The following is a 20,334-nucleotide window of genomic DNA, read 5'->3' on the forward strand; positions in this document are numbered from 1 at the left end:
GGGTTTTGTCGTCACTGGGATAAAACGCAAGTCATCCGGGGAGCCATCTGGCGTTCGTACCCGATATTGGAGTAGCTCATGGCTAAGAAGATTCAGGCTTACATCAAGCTGCAAGTTAAGGCCGGCCAGGCCAACCCAAGCCCACCCGTTGGTCCAGCACTGGGTCAACACGGTGTGAACATCATGGAATTCTGCAAGGCCTTCAACGCCCGTACTCAGGGTCAAGAAGCCGGCCTGCCGACTCCTGTGATCATCACTGTTTACAGTGACCGTAGCTTCACTTTCGAAACCAAGAGCACCCCTGCCTCGGTTCTGCTGAAGAAAGCTGCTGGCCTGACCAGTGGTTCGGCTCGCCCGAACACCGTCAAAGTCGGTACCGTGACCCGTGCTCAGCTGGAAGATATCGCCAAAGCTAAACAGGCTGATCTGACCGCTGCTGACCTGGACGCTGCTGTACGCACCATCGCTGGCTCTGCCCGCAGCATGGGCCTGAACGTGGAGGGTGTGTAATGGCTAAGCTGACCAAGCGCCAAAAGGCTATTGCTTCGAAAATCGAAGCTGGCAAAGTTTACAACTTCGAAGACGCAGCTGCGCTGCTGGCTGAACTGTCCACCGTGAAGTTCAGCGAATCTTTCGACGTTGCTGTCAACCTCGGTGTTGACCCGCGTAAATCCGACCAGGTCGTACGTAGCGCTACTGTGCTGCCACACGGCACTGGCAAGACCGTACGCGTTGCTGTCTTCACCCAGGGTCCAGCTGCTGAGGCCGCTCTGGCTGCCGGCGCTGACCGTGTAGGTATGGACGATCTGGCTGCCGAAATGAAAGGCGGCGACCTGAACTATGACGTAGTCATCGCATCGCCAGATGCCATGCGCGTTGTGGGTCAGCTGGGTCAGGTTCTGGGTCCTCGCGGCCTGATGCCTAACCCGAAAGTCGGTACTGTGACTCCTGATGTTGCCACGGCTGTGAAAAACGCCAAGGCCGGTCAGGTTCGCTATCGCACCGACAAAAACGGTATCATCCACACCTCCGTTGGCAAGGTCGGCTTCGAAGCTGGCAAGCTGAAGGAAAACGTTGAGGCCCTGATCGCTGATTTGAAGCGTATCAAGCCGGCTTCTTCGAAAGGTATCTACGTCAAGCGCGTTACCCTGAGCACCACTATGGGCCCAGGTCTGGTCATCGATCAGAGCTCGCTGAACGCGTAAGGCAATGATGGCGCGATCCGTCGCGCCATCAGCAAAATTGGGGTCCCTGCCTGGCGGGGGCTATCCAAGACCGTAGGCGGCGCAAGCCTTAAACCTCAAGCCTACGCAGATGGTGCTCCCGATTCGTTACCGAATCAGACACCAAAACGACATCCGGCTTCGGCCAGATGAAACGGTAAAAACCAGGAGTAAACCCGTGGCAATTAAACTCGAAGACAAGAAAGCCATCGTCGCTGAAGTCAACGAGGCTGCCAAAGTCGCTCTGTCCGCTGTCGTGGCCGATGCCCGTGGTGTGACTGTAAGCGCAATGACCGGACTCCGTAAAGAGGCCCGCGAAGCTGGCGTATACGTACGTGTCGTACGTAACACCCTGCTCAAGCGCGCAGTTGAAGGCACCGAGTATTCGATCCTCAACGACGCGTTCAAAGGCCCGACCCTGATTGCTTTCTCCAACGAACACCCGGGCGCTGCTGCTCGTCTGTTCAAAGAGTTCGCCAAGGGTCAGGACAAGTTCGAGATCAAGGCAGCTGCGTTTGACGGCAATTTCATTGCCGCCAACCAGATCGATGTACTGGCTACCTTGCCGACCCGTGACGAAGCTATCGCACGTCTGATGAGCGTTATTCAAGGCGCTACCAGCAAGCTGGCTCGTACTCTGGCGGCCGTTCGCGACCAGAAAGAAGCTGCTGCTGCCTAAGGCCGCGTAACCTCTTTCAAAATCATATGTTTAATTTGATGGCTGCGTAGGCTGTCACCCCAATACAGGATTTAAGTCATGTCCCTGACTAACGAGCAAATCATCGAAGCAATCGGCCAGAAAACCGTTCTGGAAGTTGTTGAGCTGATCAAAGCTATGGAAGAAACCTTCGGCGTTACCGCTGCTGTTGCCGCTGCTGGCCCAGCTGCTGCTGCTGCCGTTGTTGAAGAGCAGACCGAGTTCAACGTTGTTCTGGTTGAAGCCGGCGACAAGAAAGTGAACGTGATCAAAGCCGTTCGCGAGCTGACCGGTCTGGGCCTGAAAGAAGCCAAAGAGAAAGTCGATGGCGCTCCTCAGGTCGTAGCTGAAGGCGTTTCGAAAGAAGCCGCTGAAGACGCTAAGAAGAAGCTGGAAGAAGCAGGCGCTAAAGTCGAGCTGAAGTAATCTCGACTTTGCGACTCCAGCCGGAGCGTTGAGCAAAGGCTGATGGCTGGTGGCTTATGCCACCGGCCTTTTTCCGTTATTGGTGGCCGATCAGGTCGGCCCCGATAACAAGCTGCAAGACACCCATGTGGGTGGCGCAAACCAAGGGGTTTGCACGATTTTCTGGCTGCTCCCGCCGGGAGAAGCCAAACAAGCAGGTGACCAAGCTGGGGAACGCTGATGGCTTACTCATACACTGAGAAAAAACGTATCCGCAAGGACTTTAGCAAGTTGCCGGACGTCATGGATGTGCCTTACCTCCTGGCCATCCAGCTGGATTCGTATCGCGAATTCCTGCAAGCGGGAGCATCCAAGGATCAGTTCCGCGACGTCGGCCTGCACGCGGCCTTCAAATCGGTATTTCCGATCATCAGCTACTCCGGCAATGCTGCCCTGGAGTACGTAGGCTATCGCCTGGGCGAACCCGCCTTCGATGTGAAGGAATGTGTCCTGCGTGGCGTGACCTTCGCGGTCCCGCTGCGGGTCAAGGTGCGCCTGATCATCTTCGACAAGGAATCGTCGAACAAAGCGATCAAGGACATCAAAGAGCAAGAAGTCTACATGGGTGAAATCCCCCTGATGACTGAGAACGGTACCTTCGTTATCAACGGTACCGAGCGTGTGATCGTTTCCCAGCTGCACCGTTCGCCTGGTGTGTTCTTCGACCACGACCGTGGCAAGACGCACAGCTCCGGCAAGCTGCTGTACTCCGCTCGCATCATTCCGTACCGCGGCTCCTGGTTGGACTTCGAGTTCGACCCGAAAGACTGCGTGTTCGTCCGTATCGACCGTCGTCGCAAACTGCCGGCCTCGGTACTGCTGCGCGCCTTGGGTTACAGCACCGAAGAGGTTCTGAGCACCTTCTACACCACCAACGTGTTCCATATTTCCGGCGAGAAACTCAGCCTGGAACTGGTGCCTCAGCGTCTGCGTGGTGAAGTTGCGGTCATGGACATCCATGACGAAACCGGCAAGGTCATCGTTGAGCAGGGCCGCCGTATTACCGCGCGCCACGTCAACCAGCTCGAGAAGGCCGGTGTGAACCAGCTGGACGTTCCGATGGAATACGTCCTGGGCCGCACCACCGCCAAGGCCATCGTGCATCCGGCCACCGGCGAGATCATCGCCGAGTGCAACACCGAGCTGACCACCGAGCTGCTGATCAAGATCGCCAAGGCTCAGGTCGTTCGCATCGAGACGCTGTACACCAACGACATCGACTGCGGTCCGTTCATCTCGGACACCCTGAAGATCGACACCACCAGCAACCAACTGGAAGCGCTGGTCGAGATCTATCGCATGATGCGCCCAGGCGAGCCGCCAACCAAGGATGCTGCCGAGACCCTGTTCAACAACCTGTTCTTCAGCGCTGAGCGTTACGACCTGTCGGCCGTAGGCCGCATGAAGTTCAACCGTCGTATCGGTCGTACCGAGATCGAAGGTTCGGGCGTGCTGAGCAAGGAAGACATCGTCGAGGTTCTCAAGACCCTGGTCGATATCCGTAACGGTAAAGGCATTGTCGACGACATCGACCACCTCGGTAACCGTCGCGTACGTTGCGTCGGCGAGATGGCCGAGAACCAGTTCCGTGTTGGCCTGGTGCGCGTCGAGCGCGCGGTCAAGGAACGCCTGTCGATGGCTGAAAGCGAAGGCCTGATGCCGCAGGACCTGATCAACGCCAAGCCGGTTGCGGCGGCGGTGAAAGAGTTCTTCGGTTCCAGCCAGCTTTCGCAGTTCATGGACCAGAACAACCCGCTCTCCGAGATCACCCACAAGCGCCGTGTTTCCGCACTCGGCCCGGGCGGTCTGACCCGTGAGCGCGCTGGCTTCGAAGTCCGTGACGTACACCCGACCCACTACGGCCGCGTGTGCCCGATCGAGACCCCTGAAGGTCCGAACATCGGTCTGATCAACTCTCTGGCGGCCTATGCCCGCACCAACCAGTACGGCTTCCTGGAAAGCCCGTACCGCGTGGTGAAGGAAGGCGTGGTCAGCGATGACATCGTGTTCCTGTCGGCGATCGAAGAAGCTGATCACGTCATCGCCCAGGCTTCGGCCGCGATGAACGACAAGAAGCAACTGATCGACGAACTGGTGGCCGTTCGTCACCTGAACGAATTCACCGTCAAGGCGCCGGAAGACGTCACCCTGATGGACGTATCGCCGAAGCAGGTTGTTTCCGTTGCTGCCTCGCTGATTCCGTTCCTCGAGCACGACGACGCCAACCGTGCCCTCATGGGTTCGAACATGCAGCGTCAGGCTGTACCAACCCTGCGTGCTGACAAGCCGCTGGTCGGTACCGGCATGGAGCGCAACGTTGCCCGTGACTCCGGTGTCTGCGTGGTTGCTCGTCGCGGTGGTGTGATCGACTCCGTCGACGCCAGCCGTATCGTCGTTCGCGTAGCTGACGACGAAGTCGAGACCGGTGAAGCAGGTGTAGATATCTACAACCTGACCAAGTACACCCGCTCCAACCAGAACACCTGCATCAACCAGCGTCCGCTGGTTAGCAAAGGTGACAAGGTTGCGCGCGGCGACATCATGGCCGACGGCCCGTCCACCGACATGGGTGAACTGGCGCTGGGTCAGAACATGCGCATCGCGTTCATGGCGTGGAACGGCTTCAACTTCGAAGACTCCATCTGCCTGTCCGAGCGTGTGGTTCAGGAAGACCGCTTCACCACAATCCACATTCAGGAACTCACCTGTGTGGCGCGTGACACCAAGCTTGGCCCAGAGGAAATCACTGCGGACATCCCGAACGTGGGTGAAGCTGCGCTGAACAAGCTGGACGAAGCCGGTATCGTCTACGTAGGTGCTGAAGTCGGCGCTGGCGACATCCTGGTCGGCAAGGTCACGCCAAAAGGCGAAACCCAGCTGACTCCGGAAGAAAAACTGCTGCGCGCGATCTTCGGTGAGAAGGCCAGCGACGTTAAGGACACCTCCCTGCGCGTGCCGACTGGCACCAAGGGTACCGTCATCGACGTACAAGTCTTCACTCGTGATGGCGTAGAGCGCGACAGCCGCGCACTGGCCATCGAGAAGATGCAGCTGGACGAGATTCGCAAGGACCTCAACGAAGAGTTCCGTATCGTCGAAGGTGCAACCTTCGAGCGTCTGCGTTCTGCCCTGAACGGCCAGGTGGTCGACGGTGGTGCGGGCCTGAAGAAAGGCACCGTGATCACTGACGAAGTTCTGGACGGTCTGGAGCACGGCCAATGGTTCAAGCTGCGCATGGCTGAAGATGCACTGAACGAGCAGCTGGAAAAGGCTCAGCAGTACATCGTCGATCGCCGTCGCCTGCTGGACGACAAGTTCGAAGACAAGAAGCGCAAGCTGCAGCAGGGCGATGACCTGGCACCGGGCGTACTGAAGATCGTCAAGGTTTACCTGGCCATCCGCCGTCGCATCCAGCCGGGTGACAAGATGGCCGGTCGTCACGGTAACAAAGGTGTGGTCTCGGTCATCATGCCGGTAGAAGACATGCCGCACGATGCCAACGGTACTCCGGTCGACGTCGTACTGAACCCTCTGGGCGTACCTTCGCGTATGAACGTCGGTCAGATCCTTGAAACCCACTTGGGCCTCGCGGCCAAAGGTCTGGGCGAGAAGATCGACCGCATGATCGAAGAACAGCGCAAAGCCGCTGAGCTGCGTGGCTTCCTCACCGAGATCTACAACGAGATCGGTGGTCGTCAGGAGAACCTGGAAGAGTTCACCGACGAAGAGATCCTCGCCCTGGCGCACAACCTGAAGAAAGGCGTGCCTATGGCTACTCCGGTCTTCGACGGTGCCAAGGAGCGCGAGATCAAGGCCATGCTGAAGCTGGCTGACCTGCCAGAGAGCGGCCAGATGGTGCTGTTCGACGGTCGCACCGGCAACAAGTTCGAGCGTCCTGTGACCGTTGGTTACATGTACATGCTCAAGCTGAACCACTTGGTGGACGACAAGATGCACGCGCGTTCCACTGGTTCCTACAGCCTGGTTACCCAGCAGCCGCTGGGTGGTAAGGCGCAGTTCGGTGGTCAGCGTTTCGGGGAGATGGAAGTGTGGGCGCTGGAAGCATACGGCGCGGCATACACCCTGCAAGAAATGCTCACAGTGAAGTCGGACGACGTGAACGGCCGTACCAAGATGTACAAGAACATCGTGGATGGCGATCACCGTATGGAGCCGGGCATGCCCGAGTCCTTCAACGTGTTGATCAAAGAGATCCGTTCGCTCGGTATCGATATCGATCTGGAAACCGAATAACACGTGACGCGAAGGGGAGTGGGGCTGGTACAGCCCGCTTCCTGCTCCGCCAGGAGGAAAGGCCTTGAAAGACCTACTGAATTTGCTGAAAAACCAGGGTCAAGTCGAAGAGTTCGACGCCATCCGCATCGGTCTGGCGTCGCCTGAAATGATCCGTTCGTGGTCGTTCGGTGAAGTTAAGAAGCCGGAAACCATCAACTACCGTACGTTCAAACCTGAGCGTGACGGCCTTTTCTGCGCCAAGATCTTTGGCCCGGTCAAGGACTACGAGTGCCTGTGCGGCAAGTACAAGCGCCTCAAGCACCGCGGTGTGATCTGCGAGAAGTGCGGCGTTGAAGTTGCCTTGGCCAAGGTTCGTCGTGAGCGCATGGCGCACATCGAGCTGGCCTCGCCGGTTGCCCATATCTGGTTCCTGAAGTCGCTGCCGTCCCGTATCGGCCTGCTGATGGACATGACCCTGCGTGACATCGAGCGCGTTCTCTATTTCGAGAGCTACGTCGTCATCGACCCAGGCATGACTACCCTCGAGAAGGGTCAGCTGCTGAACGACGAGCAGTACTTCGAAGCGCTGGAAGAGTTCGGTGACGATTTCGACGCCCGCATGGGTGCCGAGGCTGTCCGCGAGCTGCTGCACGCTATCGACCTGGAGCACGAGATCGGTCGCCTGCGCGAAGAGATTCCGCAGACCAACTCGGAAACCAAGATCAAGAAGCTGTCCAAGCGCCTGAAGCTGATGGAAGCTTTCCAGGGCTCGGGCAACCTGCCTGAGTGGATGGTCCTGACCGTTCTGCCAGTACTGCCGCCGGACCTGCGTCCGCTGGTTCCGCTGGATGGCGGCCGCTTCGCGACCTCCGACCTGAACGACCTGTATCGTCGGGTGATCAACCGTAACAACCGTCTGAAGCGCCTGCTCGATCTGTCGGCGCCGGACATCATCGTGCGCAACGAAAAGCGCATGCTGCAGGAAGCGGTAGACGCCCTGCTGGACAACGGCCGTCGCGGTCGCGCCATCACTGGCTCGAACAAGCGTCCGCTGAAGTCCCTGGCCGACATGATCAAAGGTAAGCAAGGTCGTTTCCGTCAGAACTTGCTCGGCAAGCGTGTGGACTACTCCGGCCGTTCGGTAATTACCGTAGGCCCGACCCTGCGTCTGCATCAGTGCGGTCTGCCGAAGAAGATGGCCCTCGAGCTGTTCAAGCCGTTCATTTTCGGCAAGCTGGAAATGCGTGGTCTGGCGACCACCATCAAGGCTGCCAAGAAGATGGTCGAGCGCGAGCTGCCAGAGGTATGGGACGTTCTCGCTGAGGTGATTCGCGAACACCCCGTACTGCTGAACCGTGCACCGACCCTTCACCGTCTGGGTATCCAGGCGTTCGAGCCTGTGCTCATCGAAGGCAAGGCCATTCAGCTGCACCCACTGGTCTGTGCTGCGTACAACGCCGACTTCGACGGTGACCAGATGGCCGTTCACGTGCCTCTGACCCTGGAAGCACAGCTTGAAGCGCGCGCGCTGATGATGTCGACCAACAACATTCTGTCGCCAGCCAACGGTGAGCCAATCATCGTTCCGTCGCAGGACGTTGTACTGGGTCTGTACTACATGACCCGTGAAGCCATCAATGCCAAGGGCGAAGGTCGCGTGTTCGCCGACCTGCAGGAAGTCGATCGTGTATTCCGCGCCGGCGAAGCCGCTCTGCACGCGAAAATCAAGGTCCGTATCAACGAGACCGTGAAAGACCGTGATGGCAGCATCACCAAGAACACCCGCATCGTCGACACCACTGTCGGCCGTGCACTGCTGTTCCAGGTTGTACCGGCAGGCCTGCCGTACGATGTGGTCAACCAGCCGATGAAGAAAAAGGCGATCTCCAAGCTGATCAACCAGTGCTACCGCGTGGTTGGTCTGAAAGAGACCGTTATCTTCGCCGACCAGTTGATGTACACCGGTTTCGCCTACTCGACCATTTCCGGCGTTTCCATCGGTGTGAATGACTTCGTCATCCCTGATGAAAAAGCACGCATCATTGGCAGCGCCACTGATGAAGTGAAGGAAATCGAGAGCCAGTACGCCTCCGGCCTGGTAACCCAGGGCGAGAAGTACAACAAGGTCATCGACTTGTGGTCCAAGGCGAACGACGAAGTGTCCAAGGCGATGATGGCCAACCTCTCGAAAGAGAAGGTCATTGACCGCGAGGGCAAAGAAGTCGAGCAAGAGTCCTTCAACTCGATGTACATGATGGCTGACTCCGGTGCGCGGGGTTCCGCAGCACAGATCCGTCAGCTGGCCGGTATGCGTGGCCTGATGGCCAAGCCGGACGGCTCGATCATCGAGACGCCGATCACTGCGAACTTCCGTGAAGGTCTGAGCGTACTCCAGTACTTCATCTCGACTCACGGTGCTCGTAAAGGTCTGGCGGATACCGCATTGAAGACTGCGAACTCCGGTTACCTGACCCGTCGTCTGGTGGACGTTGCGCAAGACCTGGTTGTAACCGAGATCGATTGCGGTACCGACCACGGCCTGCTGATGACTCCGCACATCGAAGGCGGTGACGTCGTGGAGCCGTTGGGTGAGCGTGTACTGGGCCGTGTCATCGCCCGTGACGTGTTCAAGCCAGGCACCGAGGACGTCATCGTTCCTGCCGGTACCCTGGTCGACGAGCAGTGGGTCGAGTTCATCGAGCTGAACAGCATCGACGAAGTTGTCGTACGTTCGCCGATCAACTGCGAAACCCGCTACGGTATCTGTGCCAAGTGCTACGGTCGTGACCTGGCCCGCGGTCATCAGGTGAACATCGGTGAAGCTGTCGGCGTTATCGCTGCCCAGTCGATCGGTGAGCCTGGTACCCAGCTGACCATGCGTACGTTCCACATCGGTGGTGCTGCAAGCCGGACTTCGGCTGCCGACAGCGTCCAGGTGAAGAACGGCGGTATGGTGCGTCTGCACAACCTGAAGCAGGTCGAGCGTGCCGATGGCAACCTGGTTGCCGTATCGCGTTCCGGTGAGCTGGCCATTGCCGATGAATTCGGCCGTGAGCGCGAGCGTTACAAGCTGCCTTACGGTGCGGTGATTTCGGTCAAGGAAGGTGACAAGGTCGAAGCTGGCGCCATCGTCGCCAAGTGGGATCCGCACACCCACCCGATCGTTACCGAGCTGAAAGGTACCGTGACCTTCGTGGGCATGGAAGAAAACATCACCATCAAGCGCCAGACCGACGAGCTGACCGGCCTGACCAACATTGAAGTGCTGGACGTCAAGGATCGCCCTGCCGCAGGCAAGGAAATCCGTCCGGCAATCAAGATGGTCGACGCCAATGGCAAGGATCTGTACCTGCCAGGTACCGACGTACCTGCACAGTACTTCCTGCCAGCGAACGCCTTGGTTGGTGTTGCTGACGGTGCGCAGATCGGCGTTGGTGACGTTATTGCGCGTATCCCGCAAGAAACGTCGAAGACCCGTGACATCACCGGTGGTCTGCCGCGTGTTGCCGACCTGTTCGAAGCGCGTCGTCCGAAAGAAGCCTCGATTCTGGCTGAGGTCAGCGGCACCATCGCATTCGGCAAGGAGACCAAAGGCAAGCGTCGCCTGGTCATTACCCCGACCGACGGTAGCGATCCGTACGAAGAGCTGATTCCGAAGTGGCGTCACCTGAACGTCTTCGAAGGCGAACAGGTAAACCGCGGTGAAGTTATCTCCGACGGCCCGAGCGATCCGCACGACATCCTGCGTCTGCTGGGTGTGAGCGCGCTGGCGAAATACATCGTCAACGAGATCCAGGACGTTTACCGTCTGCAAGGCGTTAAGATCAACGACAAGCACATCGAGACCATCCTGCGTCAGATGCTGCGTAAGGTCGAGATCTCCGAGTCGGGCGATTCCAGCTTCATCAAGGGCGACCAGATGGAACTGACTCAGGTGCTGGTCGAGAACGAGCGTCTCGCCGCCGATGACAAGTTCGTCTCGAAGTTCACCCGTGTGTTGCTGGGTATCACCAAGGCGTCGCTTTCGACCGAGTCGTTCATCTCCGCGGCTTCCTTCCAGGAAACCACCCGCGTGCTGACCGAAGCGGCCGTAACCGGCAAGCGCGATTACCTGCGCGGCCTGAAAGAGAACGTGGTCGTGGGTCGTCTGATCCCGGCCGGTACCGGTCTGGCCTACCACAGCGAGCGTAAGCGTCGCCGTGAAGCCGACAAACCGCTGCGCGTAAGTGCCAGTGAGGTGGAAGCCGCACTGACCGAAGCGCTGAATTCCAGCGGTAACTAAGTACAGGGCAGGGCCCCGGCAAGCCCCGAACGGTCATCGGAGACATGAAATGTTGCCGATGATCGGGCGGGGAGGGCCGGGGCCTTGTCTTGACTGGGTGCAAGATCCTCTTTAGACTTTTGTACCCTTAAATTTGGTGAGGCTCCGTCTCGCCAATTTTTGGCTTTCTTGCAAGACAATAGAGTCGCAAGACAATCAGTGGAGCTAGTAGATGGCAACTATCAACCAGCTGGTACGTCAGCCGCGTAAGCGTTCGGTCGAAAAGTCCGACGTTCCTGCGCTGCAGAACTGCCCGCAACGTCGTGGCGTGTGCACCCGCGTGTACACCACCACGCCGAAAAAACCTAACTCGGCACTGCGTAAAGTATGCCGTGTGCGTCTGACCAACGGTTTCGAGGTTTCCTCGTACATCGGCGGTGAAGGCCACAACCTGCAAGAGCACAGCGTCGTCCTGATCCGTGGCGGCCGTGTAAAAGACTTGCCAGGTGTTCGTTACCACACCGTTCGCGGCTCTCTGGATACTTCGGGCGTCAAAGGCCGTAACCAGGGTCGTTCGAAGTACGGTACCAAGCGTCCGAAGTAATCGGCCGTTTGCAGACATCCATTTTTTTGAGTCGATAAGAGTAAGGTCGGGCAGGGGTCGAAGACCCACGTCCCGGGCTAACCTGAAGACCGTTTGAGGGCTTATCATGCCAAGACGTCGTGTAGCAGCAAAACGTGAGATCCTTGACGATCCGAAGTACGGATCCCAGATCCTCGCCAAGTTCATGAACCACGTGATGGAAAGCGGCAAGAAGGCCGTAGCCGAGCGCATCGTTTACGGTGCCCTGGATACCGTCAAAGCACGCAAGAACAGCGACCCCCTGGAAATCTTCGAGAAAGCTCTCGACGCCATCGCTCCGCTGGTCGAAGTAAAGTCCCGTCGTGTCGGCGGTGCCACTTACCAGGTTCCGGTTGAAGTTCGTCCATCCCGTCGTAACGCTCTGGCAATGCGCTGGCTCGTAGACTACGCCCGCAAGCGCGGCGAGAAGTCGATGGCTCTGCGCCTGGCTGGCGAGCTGCTGGATGCTGCCGAAGGCAAGGGTGCTGCAGTCAAGAAGCGTGAAGACGTGCACCGTATGGCTGAAGCCAACAAAGCGTTCTCGCACTACCGCTTCTAATTCAAGCATCAACATTTTTGCGAGGGCTTTATGGCTCGTACTACAGCAATTAACCGCTACCGTAACATCGGTATCTGTGCTCACGTTGACGCGGGCAAGACTACCACTACCGAGCGGATCCTGTTCTACACAGGTCTGAGCCACAAGATGGGCGAGGTGCACGACGGCGCCGCGACCACCGACTGGATGGTGCAGGAGCAGGAGCGCGGTATCACCATTACCTCCGCTGCCGTTACCACCTTCTGGAAGGGTTCCGTTGGTCAGTACGACAACTACCGTGTAAACGTCATCGATACCCCTGGCCACGTTGACTTCACCATTGAAGTAGAGCGTTCGCTGCGTGTGCTCGACGGCGCGGTCGTTGTGTTCTGCGGTACCTCCGGCGTTGAGCCTCAGTCCGAAACCGTATGGCGTCAGGCCAACAAGTACGGCGTTCCACGTGTTGTTTACGTGAACAAGATGGACCGTGCCGGTGCAAACTTCCTGCGCGTCGTAGGTCAGATCAAGAATCGCCTGGGTCACACCCCGGTTCCTGTTCAGCTGGCCATCGGTTCGGAAGATAACTTCCAGGGTCAGGTCGACCTGATCAAGATGAAGGCTATCTACTGGAACGACGACGACAAAGGCACCACTTATCGCGAGGAAGAAATTCCTGCCGATATGCTGGAGCTGGCTCAAGAGTGGCGCTCCAACATGGTTGAAGCTGCTGCCGAGTCCAGCGAAGAGCTGATGAACAAGTACCTGGAAGGCGAAGAGCTGACCGTCGAAGAGATCAAAGCCGGTCTGCGCGCGCGCACCCTGGCCAGCGAAATCGTACCGGCTGTCTGCGGTTCGTCGTTCAAGAACAAGGGCGTTCCCCTGGTTCTCGACGCCGTCATCGACTACCTGCCTGCTCCGACCGAGATCCCTGCAATCCAGGGTATCAACCCGGACGACAAGGACCTGGACAAAGACGATCCGGCTGTTCGTAAAGACGAGCGTCACGCCGACGACAACGAGCCGTTCTCTGCTCTGGCGTTCAAGATCGCGACCGACCCGTTCGTTGGTACTCTGACCTTCGTTCGCGTCTACTCCGGCGTTCTGAGCTCCGGTGACTCGGTCATCAACTCGGTCAAGGGCAAGAAAGAGCGCGTTGGTCGTATGGTGCAGATGCACGCCAACCAGCGTGAAGAGATCAAGGAAGTGCGCGCTGGCGACATCGCGGCACTGATCGGCATGAAGGACGTGACCACGGGCGAAACCCTGTGCAACGCCGACAAGCCAATCATTCTTGAGCGTATGGACTTCCCTGAGCCGGTCATTTCGCTCTCCGTCGAGCCTAAAACCAAGGCTGACCAGGAGAAGATGGGTATTGCTCTGGGCAAGCTGGCCCAGGAAGACCCGTCGTTCCGCGTCAAGACCGACGAAGAGACTGGCCAGACCATCATCTCGGGCATGGGTGAGCTGCACCTGGACATCCTCGTTGACCGCATGAAGCGCGAGTTCAACGTCGAAGCCAACATCGGTAAGCCGCAGGTTTCGTACCGCGAGAAGATCACCAAGTCCGGCGTTGAGATCGAAGGCAAGTTCGTTCGTCAGTCGGGTGGTCGTGGTCAGTTCGGTCACTGCTGGATCCGTTTCTCGGAGCCAGATCAGGACGAGAAAGGCAACATCACCGAAGGTCTGGTGTTCTCCAACGAAGTCGTTGGTGGTGTGATTCCTAAGGAATTCATCGCCCCGATCCAGAAGGGTATCGAAGAGCAGATGAAAAACGGCGTCGTTGCCGGTTATCCTCTGATCGGCCTGAAGGCCACGGTATTCGACGGTTCGTACCACGACGTCGACTCCAACGAAATGGCGTTCAAGATCGCTGCTTCGATGGCAACCAAGCAGCTGGCCCAGAAGGGCGGTGGCGTGGTCCTCGAGCCGATAATGAAGGTCGAAGTTGTAACCCCGGAAGACTACCTGGGTGACGTGATGGGTGACCTGAACCGTCGTCGTGGTCTGGTCCAGGGTATGGATGAGTCGGTCTCCGGCCGCGTCGTCCGTGCTGAAGTACCGCTCGGAGAAATGTTCGGTTATGCGACCGACGTTCGTTCCATGTCTCAGGGTCGCGCAAGCTACTCCATGGAATTCTCCAAATACGCCGAAGCTCCGTCGAACATCGTCGAAGCACTCGTTAAAAAACAAGGCTAATCCCCTTTAGGCAAGAGGTTCACTGTCGTGGCTAAAGAAAAATTTGATCGTTCCCTTCCGCACGTTAACGTTGGCACCATCGGCCACGTTGACCACGGTAAGACCACTCTGACCGCAGCTCTGACTCGCGTTTGCTCCGAAGTTTTCGGTTCGGCAATCGTTGAGTTCGACAAGATCGACTCGGCTCCGGAAGAAAAAGCGCGCGGTATCACCATCAACACCGCTCACGTTGAGTACAACTCGACCATTCGTCACTACGCTCACGTTGACTGCCCAGGTCACGCTGACTACGTGAAGAACATGATCACCGGTGCTGCCCAGATGGACGGCGCGATCCTGGTTTGCTCGGCCGCCGATGGTCCGATGCCACAAACCCGTGAGCACATCCTGCTGTCCCGTCAGGTTGGCGTTCCGTACATCGTGGTCTTCCTGAACAAGGCTGACCTGGTAGACGACGCCGAGCTGCTGGAACTGGTCGAGATGGAAGTTCGCGACCTGCTGTCCACCTACGACTTCCCAGGCGACGACACTCCGATCATCATCGGTTCTGCTCGTATGGCCCTGGAAGGCAAAGACGACAACGAAATGGGCACTACCGCTGTCAAGAAGCTGGTAGAAACTCTGGACAGCTACATTCCTGAGCCAGTTCGTGCCATCGACCAGCCGTTCCTGATGCCGATCGAAGACGTATTCTCGATCTCGGGTCGTGGTACCGTTGTTACCGGTCGTATCGAGCGTGGTATCGTCCGCGTTCAGGATCCGCTGGAAATCGTTGGTCTGCGTGACACCACCACCACCACCTGCACCGGTGTTGAGATGTTCCGCAAGCTGCTGGACGAAGGTCGTGCTGGCGAGAACTGCGGCGTTCTGCTGCGTGGTACCAAGCGTGATGACGTTGAGCGTGGCCAGGTTCTGGTCAAGCCAGGTTCGGTCAAGCCGCACACCAAGTTCACCGCAGAAGTCTACGTTCTGTCGAAGGAAGAAGGCGGCCGTCACACTCCGTTCTTCAAAGGCTACCGTCCTCAGTTCTACTTCCGTACCACTGACGTGACCGGTAACTGCGAACTGCCGGAAGGCGTTGAAATGGTAATGCCAGGTGACAACATTCAGATGACTGTTACCCTGATCAAGACCATCGCAATGGAAGACGGTCTGCGCTTCGCTATCCGTGAAGGCGGTCGTACCGTCGGCGCCGGCGTCGTAGCCAAAATCATCGAGTAATCACTCGACCGATTGAAAAAAACCCCCGCTCAGCGGGGGTTTTTTTTATTGGGTTGACACTAAATAGGGGCGTCTATAGAATCACGCCTCCTTTTAGCGGGCGTAGTGCGTCCGTTGGGAACAGCCTGGAGTCTGAAATCCAATGCAAAATCAGCAAATCCGAATCAGGTTGAAGGCTTTCGACCATCGCCTGATCGACCAATCCACCCAGGAAATCGTGGAAACCGCGAAACGTACTGGTGCACAAGTGCGTGGTCCAATTCCACTGCCTACCCGCAAAGAGCGTTTCACCGTTCTGGTCTCCCCGCACGTCAACAAAGACGCGCGTGACCAGTACGAGATCCGCACTCATAAGCGTGTTCTGGACATCGTCCAGCCGACGGATAAAACCGTTGACGCGCTGATGAAGCTTGATCTGGCGGCAGGTGTGGAAGTGCAGATCAGCCTCGGCTAAGACTTCGGTCTTGTCGTGTAACGCTCTGAAATGGGCGGCCATAGCGGGTGAAAGCCCCGTACACTCATGAGGTTTACAACATGACTATTGGTGTAGTCGGTCGCAAGTGCGGTATGACCCGCATTTTCACCGAAGAAGGTGTCTCCATTCCGGTCACGGTCATTGAGATCGAGCCGAATCGCGTCACCCAGTTCAAAACTGAAGAAACCGATGGCTACCGTGCAGTGCAAGTCACTGTCGGCGAGCGTCGTGCTTCGCGTGTGACTGCCGCTCAGGCAGGTCACTTCGCCAAGGCCAACGTTGCCGCTGGTCGCGGTGTCTGGGAGTTCCGCCTTGAAGAAGGCGAGTTCCAGGCTGGCGACTCGATCAAAGCTGAACTCTTCACTGCAGGCCAGCTGGTAGACGTTACTGGTCAGTCCAAAGGTAAAGGCTTTGCCGGTACCATCAAGCGCTGGAACTTCCGTGGCCAGGACAACACCCACGGTAACTCCGTGTCGCACCGTGTCCCAGGCTCCATCGGCCAGTGCCAGACTCCTGGTCGTGTGTTCAAGGGCAAGAAAATGTCCGGTCACATGGGCGCCGAGCGCGTGACTGTTCAGTCCCTGGAAGTAGTTCGCGTAGACGCTGAGCGCAACCTGCTGCTGGTCAAGGGTGCCGTTCCTGGCGCTACTGGCGGCGACGTGGTTGTACGTCCGGCTGTCAAGGCTCGCGGTTAAGGGGAAACTGACATGCAACTTAATGTAAATGACGCTCAGGCGATCGAAGTTTCCGAACTGACTTTCGGTGGCGAATTCAACGAGACGCTGGTACACCAAGCAGTCGTGGCCTATATGGCCGGCGGCCGTCAGGGCACCAAGCAGCAAAAGACCCGTTCCGACGTGGCTGGTGGCGGTAAGCGCCCATGGCGTCAGAAGGGTACTGGCCGTGCTCGTGCTGGTACCACTCGTGGTCCGATCTGGCGTGGCGGTGGTGTAACCTTCGCAGCTCGTCCTCAGGATCACTCGCAGAAGCTCAACAAGAAGATGTACCGCGCAGCTCTGCGCTCCATCCTCGCTGAGCTGGTGCGTAGCGACCGTCTGGTCGTGGTTCAGGACTTCGCTGTTGAAGCACCGAAAACCAAAGATCTGCTGAACAAGCTGAACGGCATGGGTCTGAGCGATGTTCTGATCGTTTCGGACGCTGTTGATCAGAACCTGTACCTGGCTGCTCGTAACCTGCCGCACGTCGATGTACGTGACGTTCAAGGTTCCGACCCGGTCAGTCTGATCGCATACGAGAAAGTGTTGATCACTGTCTCGGCCGTGAAGAAATTCGAGGAGCTGCTGGGATGAACCAGGAACGCGTATTCAAAGTCCTCCTTGGCCCGCACGTTTCCGAGAAGGCTACCGTTCTGGCTGAGAAAAAAGGCCAGTTCGTATTCAAGGTTGCTACTGACGCAACCAAGCTGGAAATCAAGAAAGCTGTCGAAGGCCTGTTCAACGTAAAAGTTGAAAACGTGTCGACTGTTAACGTTCTGGGTAAAACCAAGCGTACCGCACGTGGTCTGGGCAAGCGTAATGACTGGAAGAAGGCGATCGTCTCCCTTCAGCCAGGCCAAGATCTCGATTTCAGCAGCAGTGCTGAGTAAGGAAGGGGTGCATCATGGCAATCGTTAAATGCAAACCGACTTCCCCTGGCCGCCGTTTCGTGGTCAAGGTGGTCAACCAGGAGCTGCATAAAGGCGCTCCTCACGCACCGCTGCTCGAGAAGAAATCGAAGTCTGGTGGTCGTAACAACAATGGCCGCATCACCACTCGTCACGTTGGTGGTGGTCATAAGCAGCATTACCGTCTGGTCGACTTCCGTCGCAACGACAAAGATGGCATCCCAGCCACTGTCGAGCGTATCGAATACGATCCAAACCGTACTGCTCACATCGCCCTGCTGTGCTACGCAGACGGTGAGCGTCGCTACATCATCGCCCCTAAAGGCGTGAGTGCTGGCGACCAGCTGATCGCAGGTGCTCTGGCCCCAATCAAGGCCGGTAACTCCCTGCAGCTGCGCAACATCCCAGTAGGTAGCACCATTCACGGCATCGAACTGAAGCCGGGTAAAGGTGCTCAGATCGCTCGTTCCGCTGGTGCCTCGGCTCAGCTGATCGCTCGTGAAGGCGTCTACGTGACTCTGCGTCTGCGTTCCGGTGAGATGCGTAAAGTACTGGCTGAGTGCCGTGCGACCCTGGGCGAAGTCTCGAACTCCGAGCACAGCCTGCGCTCGCTGGGTAAAGCTGGTGCCAAACGCTGGCGCGGCGTTCGCCCAACCGTTCGTGGTGTTGCCATGAACCCGGTTGACCACCCACATGGTGGTGGTGAAGGTCGTACCTCCGGTGGTCGTCATCCGGTATCGCCATGGGGCTTCCCAACCAAGGGTGCTAAAACCCGTGGTAATAAGCGTACCGACAACATGATCGTCCGTCGTCGCAAGTAACTAGAGGGATACGACAGTGCCACGTTCTCTGAAAAAAGGTCCTTTTATCGATCTTCACCTGCTGAAGAAGGTCGAAGTGGCGGTGGAGAAGAATGATCGCAAGCCAGTTAAAACCTGGTCGCGTCGTTCGATGATCCTGCCACAAATGGTCGGTCTGACCATCGCGGTTCACAACGGTCGCCAGCATGTTCCAGTTCTCGTGAACGAAGACATGGTCGGCCACAAACTGGGCGAGTTCGCCGGTACCCGCACCTATCGCGGGCACGTGGCTGACAAGAAAGCCAAGCGTTAAGGGGTAAGGAAATGGAAGTAGCCGCTAAGTTGTCGGGCGCTCGCATCTCCGCCCAGAAAGCCCGCTTGGTCGCCGACCAGATCCGCGGGAAGAAGGTGGGCGAAGCGCTCAACCTGTTGGCCTTCAGCAGCAAAAAAGCCGCTGAAATCATGAAGAAAGTCCTCGAGTCGGCCGTTGCCAACGCCGAACACAACGAAGGCGCAGACGTTGATGACCTGAAGGTCTCCACCGTCTTCGTCAACGAAGGGCGTTCGCTGAAGCGCATCATGCCACGTGCCAAAGGCCGTGCTGATCGCATCGTCAAGCGGTCTTGCCATATCACTGTCAAGGTTGCGGACAAGTAACGGAGTCGATCAGATGGGTCAGAAAGTACATCCCACTGGCATTCGCCTGGGAATCGTCAAGGAGCACACCTCCGTCTGGTACGCAGACGGTGCTACTTACGCAGATTACCTCTTGAAGGATCTGAAAACGCGTGAGTACCTCCAAGACAAACTAAAAAGCGCGTCCGTAAGCCGTATCGATATTCATCGTCCGGCTCAAACTGCACGCATCACCATCCACACCGCTCGTCCCGGTATCGTTATCGGTAAGAAAGGTGAGGATGTCGAGAAGCTGCGTCAGGACCTGACCAAGCAGATGGGTGTGCCTGTGCACATCAACATCGAAGAGATCCGCAAGCCGGAACTCGACGCTATGCTGGTTGCGCAGAGCGTAGCTCAGCAGCTGGAACGCCGCGTAATGTTCCGTCGCGCCATGAAGCGCGCCGTACAGAACGCCATGCGTATTGGTGCCAAGGGCATCAAGATCCAGGTGAGCGGTCGTCTCGGCGGTGCTGAGATTGCTCGTACCGAGTGGTATCGCGAAGGTCGTGTGCCTCTGCACACCCTGCGTGCCGATATCGACTACAACACCTACGAAGCTCACACCACTTACGGTGTGATCGGTGTGAAGGTTTGGATCTTCAAAGGCGAAGTTATTGGTGGTCGCCAAGAAGAACTGAAACCACAAGCACCAGCGCCTCGTAAAAAAGCTGCTAAGTAAGGGGTACGCCAAATGTTGCAACCAAAGCGTACAAAATTCCGCAAGCAGATGACCGGCCACAACCGTGGTCTGGCACTGCGCGGTAGCAAAGTCAGCTTCGGCGAATTCGCCCTGAAAGCTGTTGCTCGCGGTCGCCTCACCGCCCGCCAGATCGAGTCGGCACGTCGTGCTCTGACCCGTCACGTTAAGCGTGGCGGCAAGATCTGGATCCGTGTCTTCCCGGACAAGCCGATCTCCAAGAAGCCTCTCGAGGTTCGTATGGGTAAAGGTAAGGGTTCCGTGGAATACTGGGTTGCCCAGATCCAGCCAGGCAAAGTCCTGTACGAGATCGAGGGTGTTTCTGAAGAGCTGGCGCGCGAAGCTTTCGCCCTGGCTGCTGCAAAGCTGCCTCTCGCCACCTCCTTTGTTAAGCGGACGGTGATGTGATGAAAGCGAATGAACTTCGTGAAAAATCTGCACAGCAACTGAATGAGCAACTGCTCGGCTTGCTGCGCGACCAGTTCAATCTGCGTATGCAGAAGGCAACTGGCCAGTTGGGGCAGTCGCACCTGCTCTCGCAAGTTAAGCGTGACATCGCTCGCGTGAAAACTGTGCTTAACCAGCAGGCAGGTAAGTGATC

At 57.5% G+C, this 20,334-nt stretch carries 21 protein-coding genes; all 21 read left to right on the forward strand.

What is annotated here, in order from left to right; translation table 11 throughout:
* Nucleotides 1-78 precede the first annotated feature (78 nt).
* The 21 genes from rplK to rpmC all read left to right on the forward strand — a co-directional run bounded on the left by rplK (nucleotide 79) and on the right by rpmC (nucleotide 20,332).
* Nucleotides 79-510 (forward strand): 50S ribosomal protein L11, encoded by a 432-nt coding sequence (gene rplK, locus IWW33_RS13625; RefSeq protein WP_003255500.1) that lies wholly within the window; start codon nucleotides 79-81, stop codon nucleotides 508-510.
* Nucleotides 510-1,205 carry a 50S ribosomal protein L1 gene (rplA, locus tag IWW33_RS13630; protein WP_008089131.1) on the forward strand — a complete coding sequence of 232 codons (696 nt, stop codon included), beginning with the start codon at nucleotides 510-512 and terminating at the stop codon, nucleotides 1,203-1,205. The genes rplK and rplA overlap by 1 nt, the downstream gene beginning before the upstream one ends.
* A gap of 196 nt (nucleotides 1,206-1,401) precedes the next feature.
* The gene (gene rplJ, locus IWW33_RS13635) at nucleotides 1,402-1,902 is read left to right on the forward strand and encodes a 50S ribosomal protein L10 (RefSeq protein ID WP_012316523.1); all 501 of its coding nucleotides are present in this window, start codon (nucleotides 1,402-1,404) and stop codon (nucleotides 1,900-1,902) included.
* A 78-nt stretch (nucleotides 1,903-1,980) separates the two neighbouring features.
* Nucleotides 1,981-2,346, forward strand: a complete 366-nt coding sequence (rplL, locus tag IWW33_RS13640; protein WP_003255496.1) for a 50S ribosomal protein L7/L12 — start codon at nucleotides 1,981-1,983, stop codon at nucleotides 2,344-2,346.
* 49 nt (nucleotides 2,347-2,395) lie between these two features.
* Nucleotides 2,396-2,566, forward strand: a complete 171-nt coding sequence (locus tag IWW33_RS13645) for a hypothetical protein (protein WP_155294789.1) — start codon at nucleotides 2,396-2,398, stop codon at nucleotides 2,564-2,566.
* Complete coding sequence (gene rpoB / locus IWW33_RS13650) at nucleotides 2,566-6,639, forward strand: DNA-directed RNA polymerase subunit beta (RefSeq protein WP_174142038.1); 4,074 nt, start codon at nucleotides 2,566-2,568, stop codon at nucleotides 6,637-6,639. Before IWW33_RS13645 ends, rpoB begins: the two co-directional genes overlap by 1 nt.
* Before the next feature lie 64 nt (nucleotides 6,640-6,703).
* Complete coding sequence (gene rpoC, locus IWW33_RS13655; RefSeq protein ID WP_039601744.1) at nucleotides 6,704-10,903, forward strand: DNA-directed RNA polymerase subunit beta'; 4,200 nt, start codon at nucleotides 6,704-6,706, stop codon at nucleotides 10,901-10,903.
* 211 nt (nucleotides 10,904-11,114) lie between these two features.
* Nucleotides 11,115-11,486: a 30S ribosomal protein S12 gene (gene rpsL, locus IWW33_RS13660; RefSeq protein WP_003255492.1), complete on the forward strand. Its 372-nt coding sequence runs from the start codon at nucleotides 11,115-11,117 to the stop codon at nucleotides 11,484-11,486.
* A 106-nt stretch (nucleotides 11,487-11,592) separates the two neighbouring features.
* Entirely contained in the window at nucleotides 11,593-12,063 is a 471-nt protein-coding gene (rpsG, locus tag IWW33_RS13665; RefSeq protein ID WP_003246741.1) for a 30S ribosomal protein S7, read from the forward strand.
* Between the two features lie 30 nt (nucleotides 12,064-12,093).
* Nucleotides 12,094-14,238 carry an elongation factor G gene (gene fusA, locus IWW33_RS13670; RefSeq protein WP_046788136.1) on the forward strand — a complete coding sequence of 715 codons (2,145 nt, stop codon included), beginning with the start codon at nucleotides 12,094-12,096 and terminating at the stop codon, nucleotides 14,236-14,238.
* A 27-nt stretch (nucleotides 14,239-14,265) separates the two neighbouring features.
* Nucleotides 14,266-15,459 (forward strand): elongation factor Tu, encoded by a 1,194-nt coding sequence (tuf, locus tag IWW33_RS13675; RefSeq protein ID WP_003255489.1) that lies wholly within the window; start codon nucleotides 14,266-14,268, stop codon nucleotides 15,457-15,459.
* A gap of 142 nt (nucleotides 15,460-15,601) precedes the next feature.
* The gene (gene rpsJ / locus IWW33_RS13680) at nucleotides 15,602-15,913 is read left to right on the forward strand and encodes a 30S ribosomal protein S10 (RefSeq protein WP_003186070.1); all 312 of its coding nucleotides are present in this window, start codon (nucleotides 15,602-15,604) and stop codon (nucleotides 15,911-15,913) included.
* 80 nt (nucleotides 15,914-15,993) lie between these two features.
* Nucleotides 15,994-16,629, forward strand: coding sequence for a 50S ribosomal protein L3 (gene rplC / locus IWW33_RS13685; RefSeq protein ID WP_012316519.1), 636 nt, complete (start codon nucleotides 15,994-15,996; stop codon nucleotides 16,627-16,629).
* A 12-nt stretch (nucleotides 16,630-16,641) separates the two neighbouring features.
* On the forward strand, nucleotides 16,642-17,244 hold the full coding sequence (gene rplD, locus IWW33_RS13690) for a 50S ribosomal protein L4 (protein ID WP_003255485.1): 603 nt from the start codon (nucleotides 16,642-16,644) through the stop codon (nucleotides 17,242-17,244).
* Complete coding sequence (gene rplW, locus IWW33_RS13695; RefSeq protein ID WP_003255484.1) at nucleotides 17,241-17,540, forward strand: 50S ribosomal protein L23; 300 nt, start codon at nucleotides 17,241-17,243, stop codon at nucleotides 17,538-17,540. The genes rplD and rplW overlap by 4 nt, the downstream gene beginning before the upstream one ends.
* Nucleotides 17,541-17,554: 14 nt before the next feature.
* Entirely contained in the window at nucleotides 17,555-18,379 is an 825-nt protein-coding gene (gene rplB / locus IWW33_RS13700; protein ID WP_012316518.1) for a 50S ribosomal protein L2, read from the forward strand.
* A gap of 16 nt (nucleotides 18,380-18,395) precedes the next feature.
* A complete protein-coding gene (gene rpsS, locus IWW33_RS13705; protein WP_003255482.1) occupies nucleotides 18,396-18,671 on the forward strand; it encodes a 30S ribosomal protein S19 in 276 nt (91 codons plus the stop codon).
* 11 nt (nucleotides 18,672-18,682) lie between these two features.
* Nucleotides 18,683-19,015 carry a 50S ribosomal protein L22 gene (rplV, locus tag IWW33_RS13710; RefSeq protein ID WP_003103908.1) on the forward strand — a complete coding sequence of 111 codons (333 nt, stop codon included), beginning with the start codon at nucleotides 18,683-18,685 and terminating at the stop codon, nucleotides 19,013-19,015.
* Between the two features lie 13 nt (nucleotides 19,016-19,028).
* A complete protein-coding gene (rpsC, locus tag IWW33_RS13715) occupies nucleotides 19,029-19,715 on the forward strand; it encodes a 30S ribosomal protein S3 (protein ID WP_003255481.1) in 687 nt (228 codons plus the stop codon).
* Nucleotides 19,716-19,727: 12 nt separating this feature from the next.
* On the forward strand, nucleotides 19,728-20,141 hold the full coding sequence (gene rplP / locus IWW33_RS13720; RefSeq protein ID WP_003255479.1) for a 50S ribosomal protein L16: 414 nt from the start codon (nucleotides 19,728-19,730) through the stop codon (nucleotides 20,139-20,141).
* Nucleotides 20,141-20,332 (forward strand): 50S ribosomal protein L29, encoded by a 192-nt coding sequence (rpmC, locus tag IWW33_RS13725; protein WP_002555481.1) that lies wholly within the window; start codon nucleotides 20,141-20,143, stop codon nucleotides 20,330-20,332. The genes rplP and rpmC overlap by 1 nt, the downstream gene beginning before the upstream one ends.
* Nucleotides 20,333-20,334 lie beyond the last annotated feature (2 nt).

It is taken from the genome of Pseudomonas sp. M2 (assembly GCF_015751845.1).
Taxonomy (GTDB): domain Bacteria; phylum Pseudomonadota; class Gammaproteobacteria; order Pseudomonadales; family Pseudomonadaceae; genus Aquipseudomonas; species Aquipseudomonas putida_E.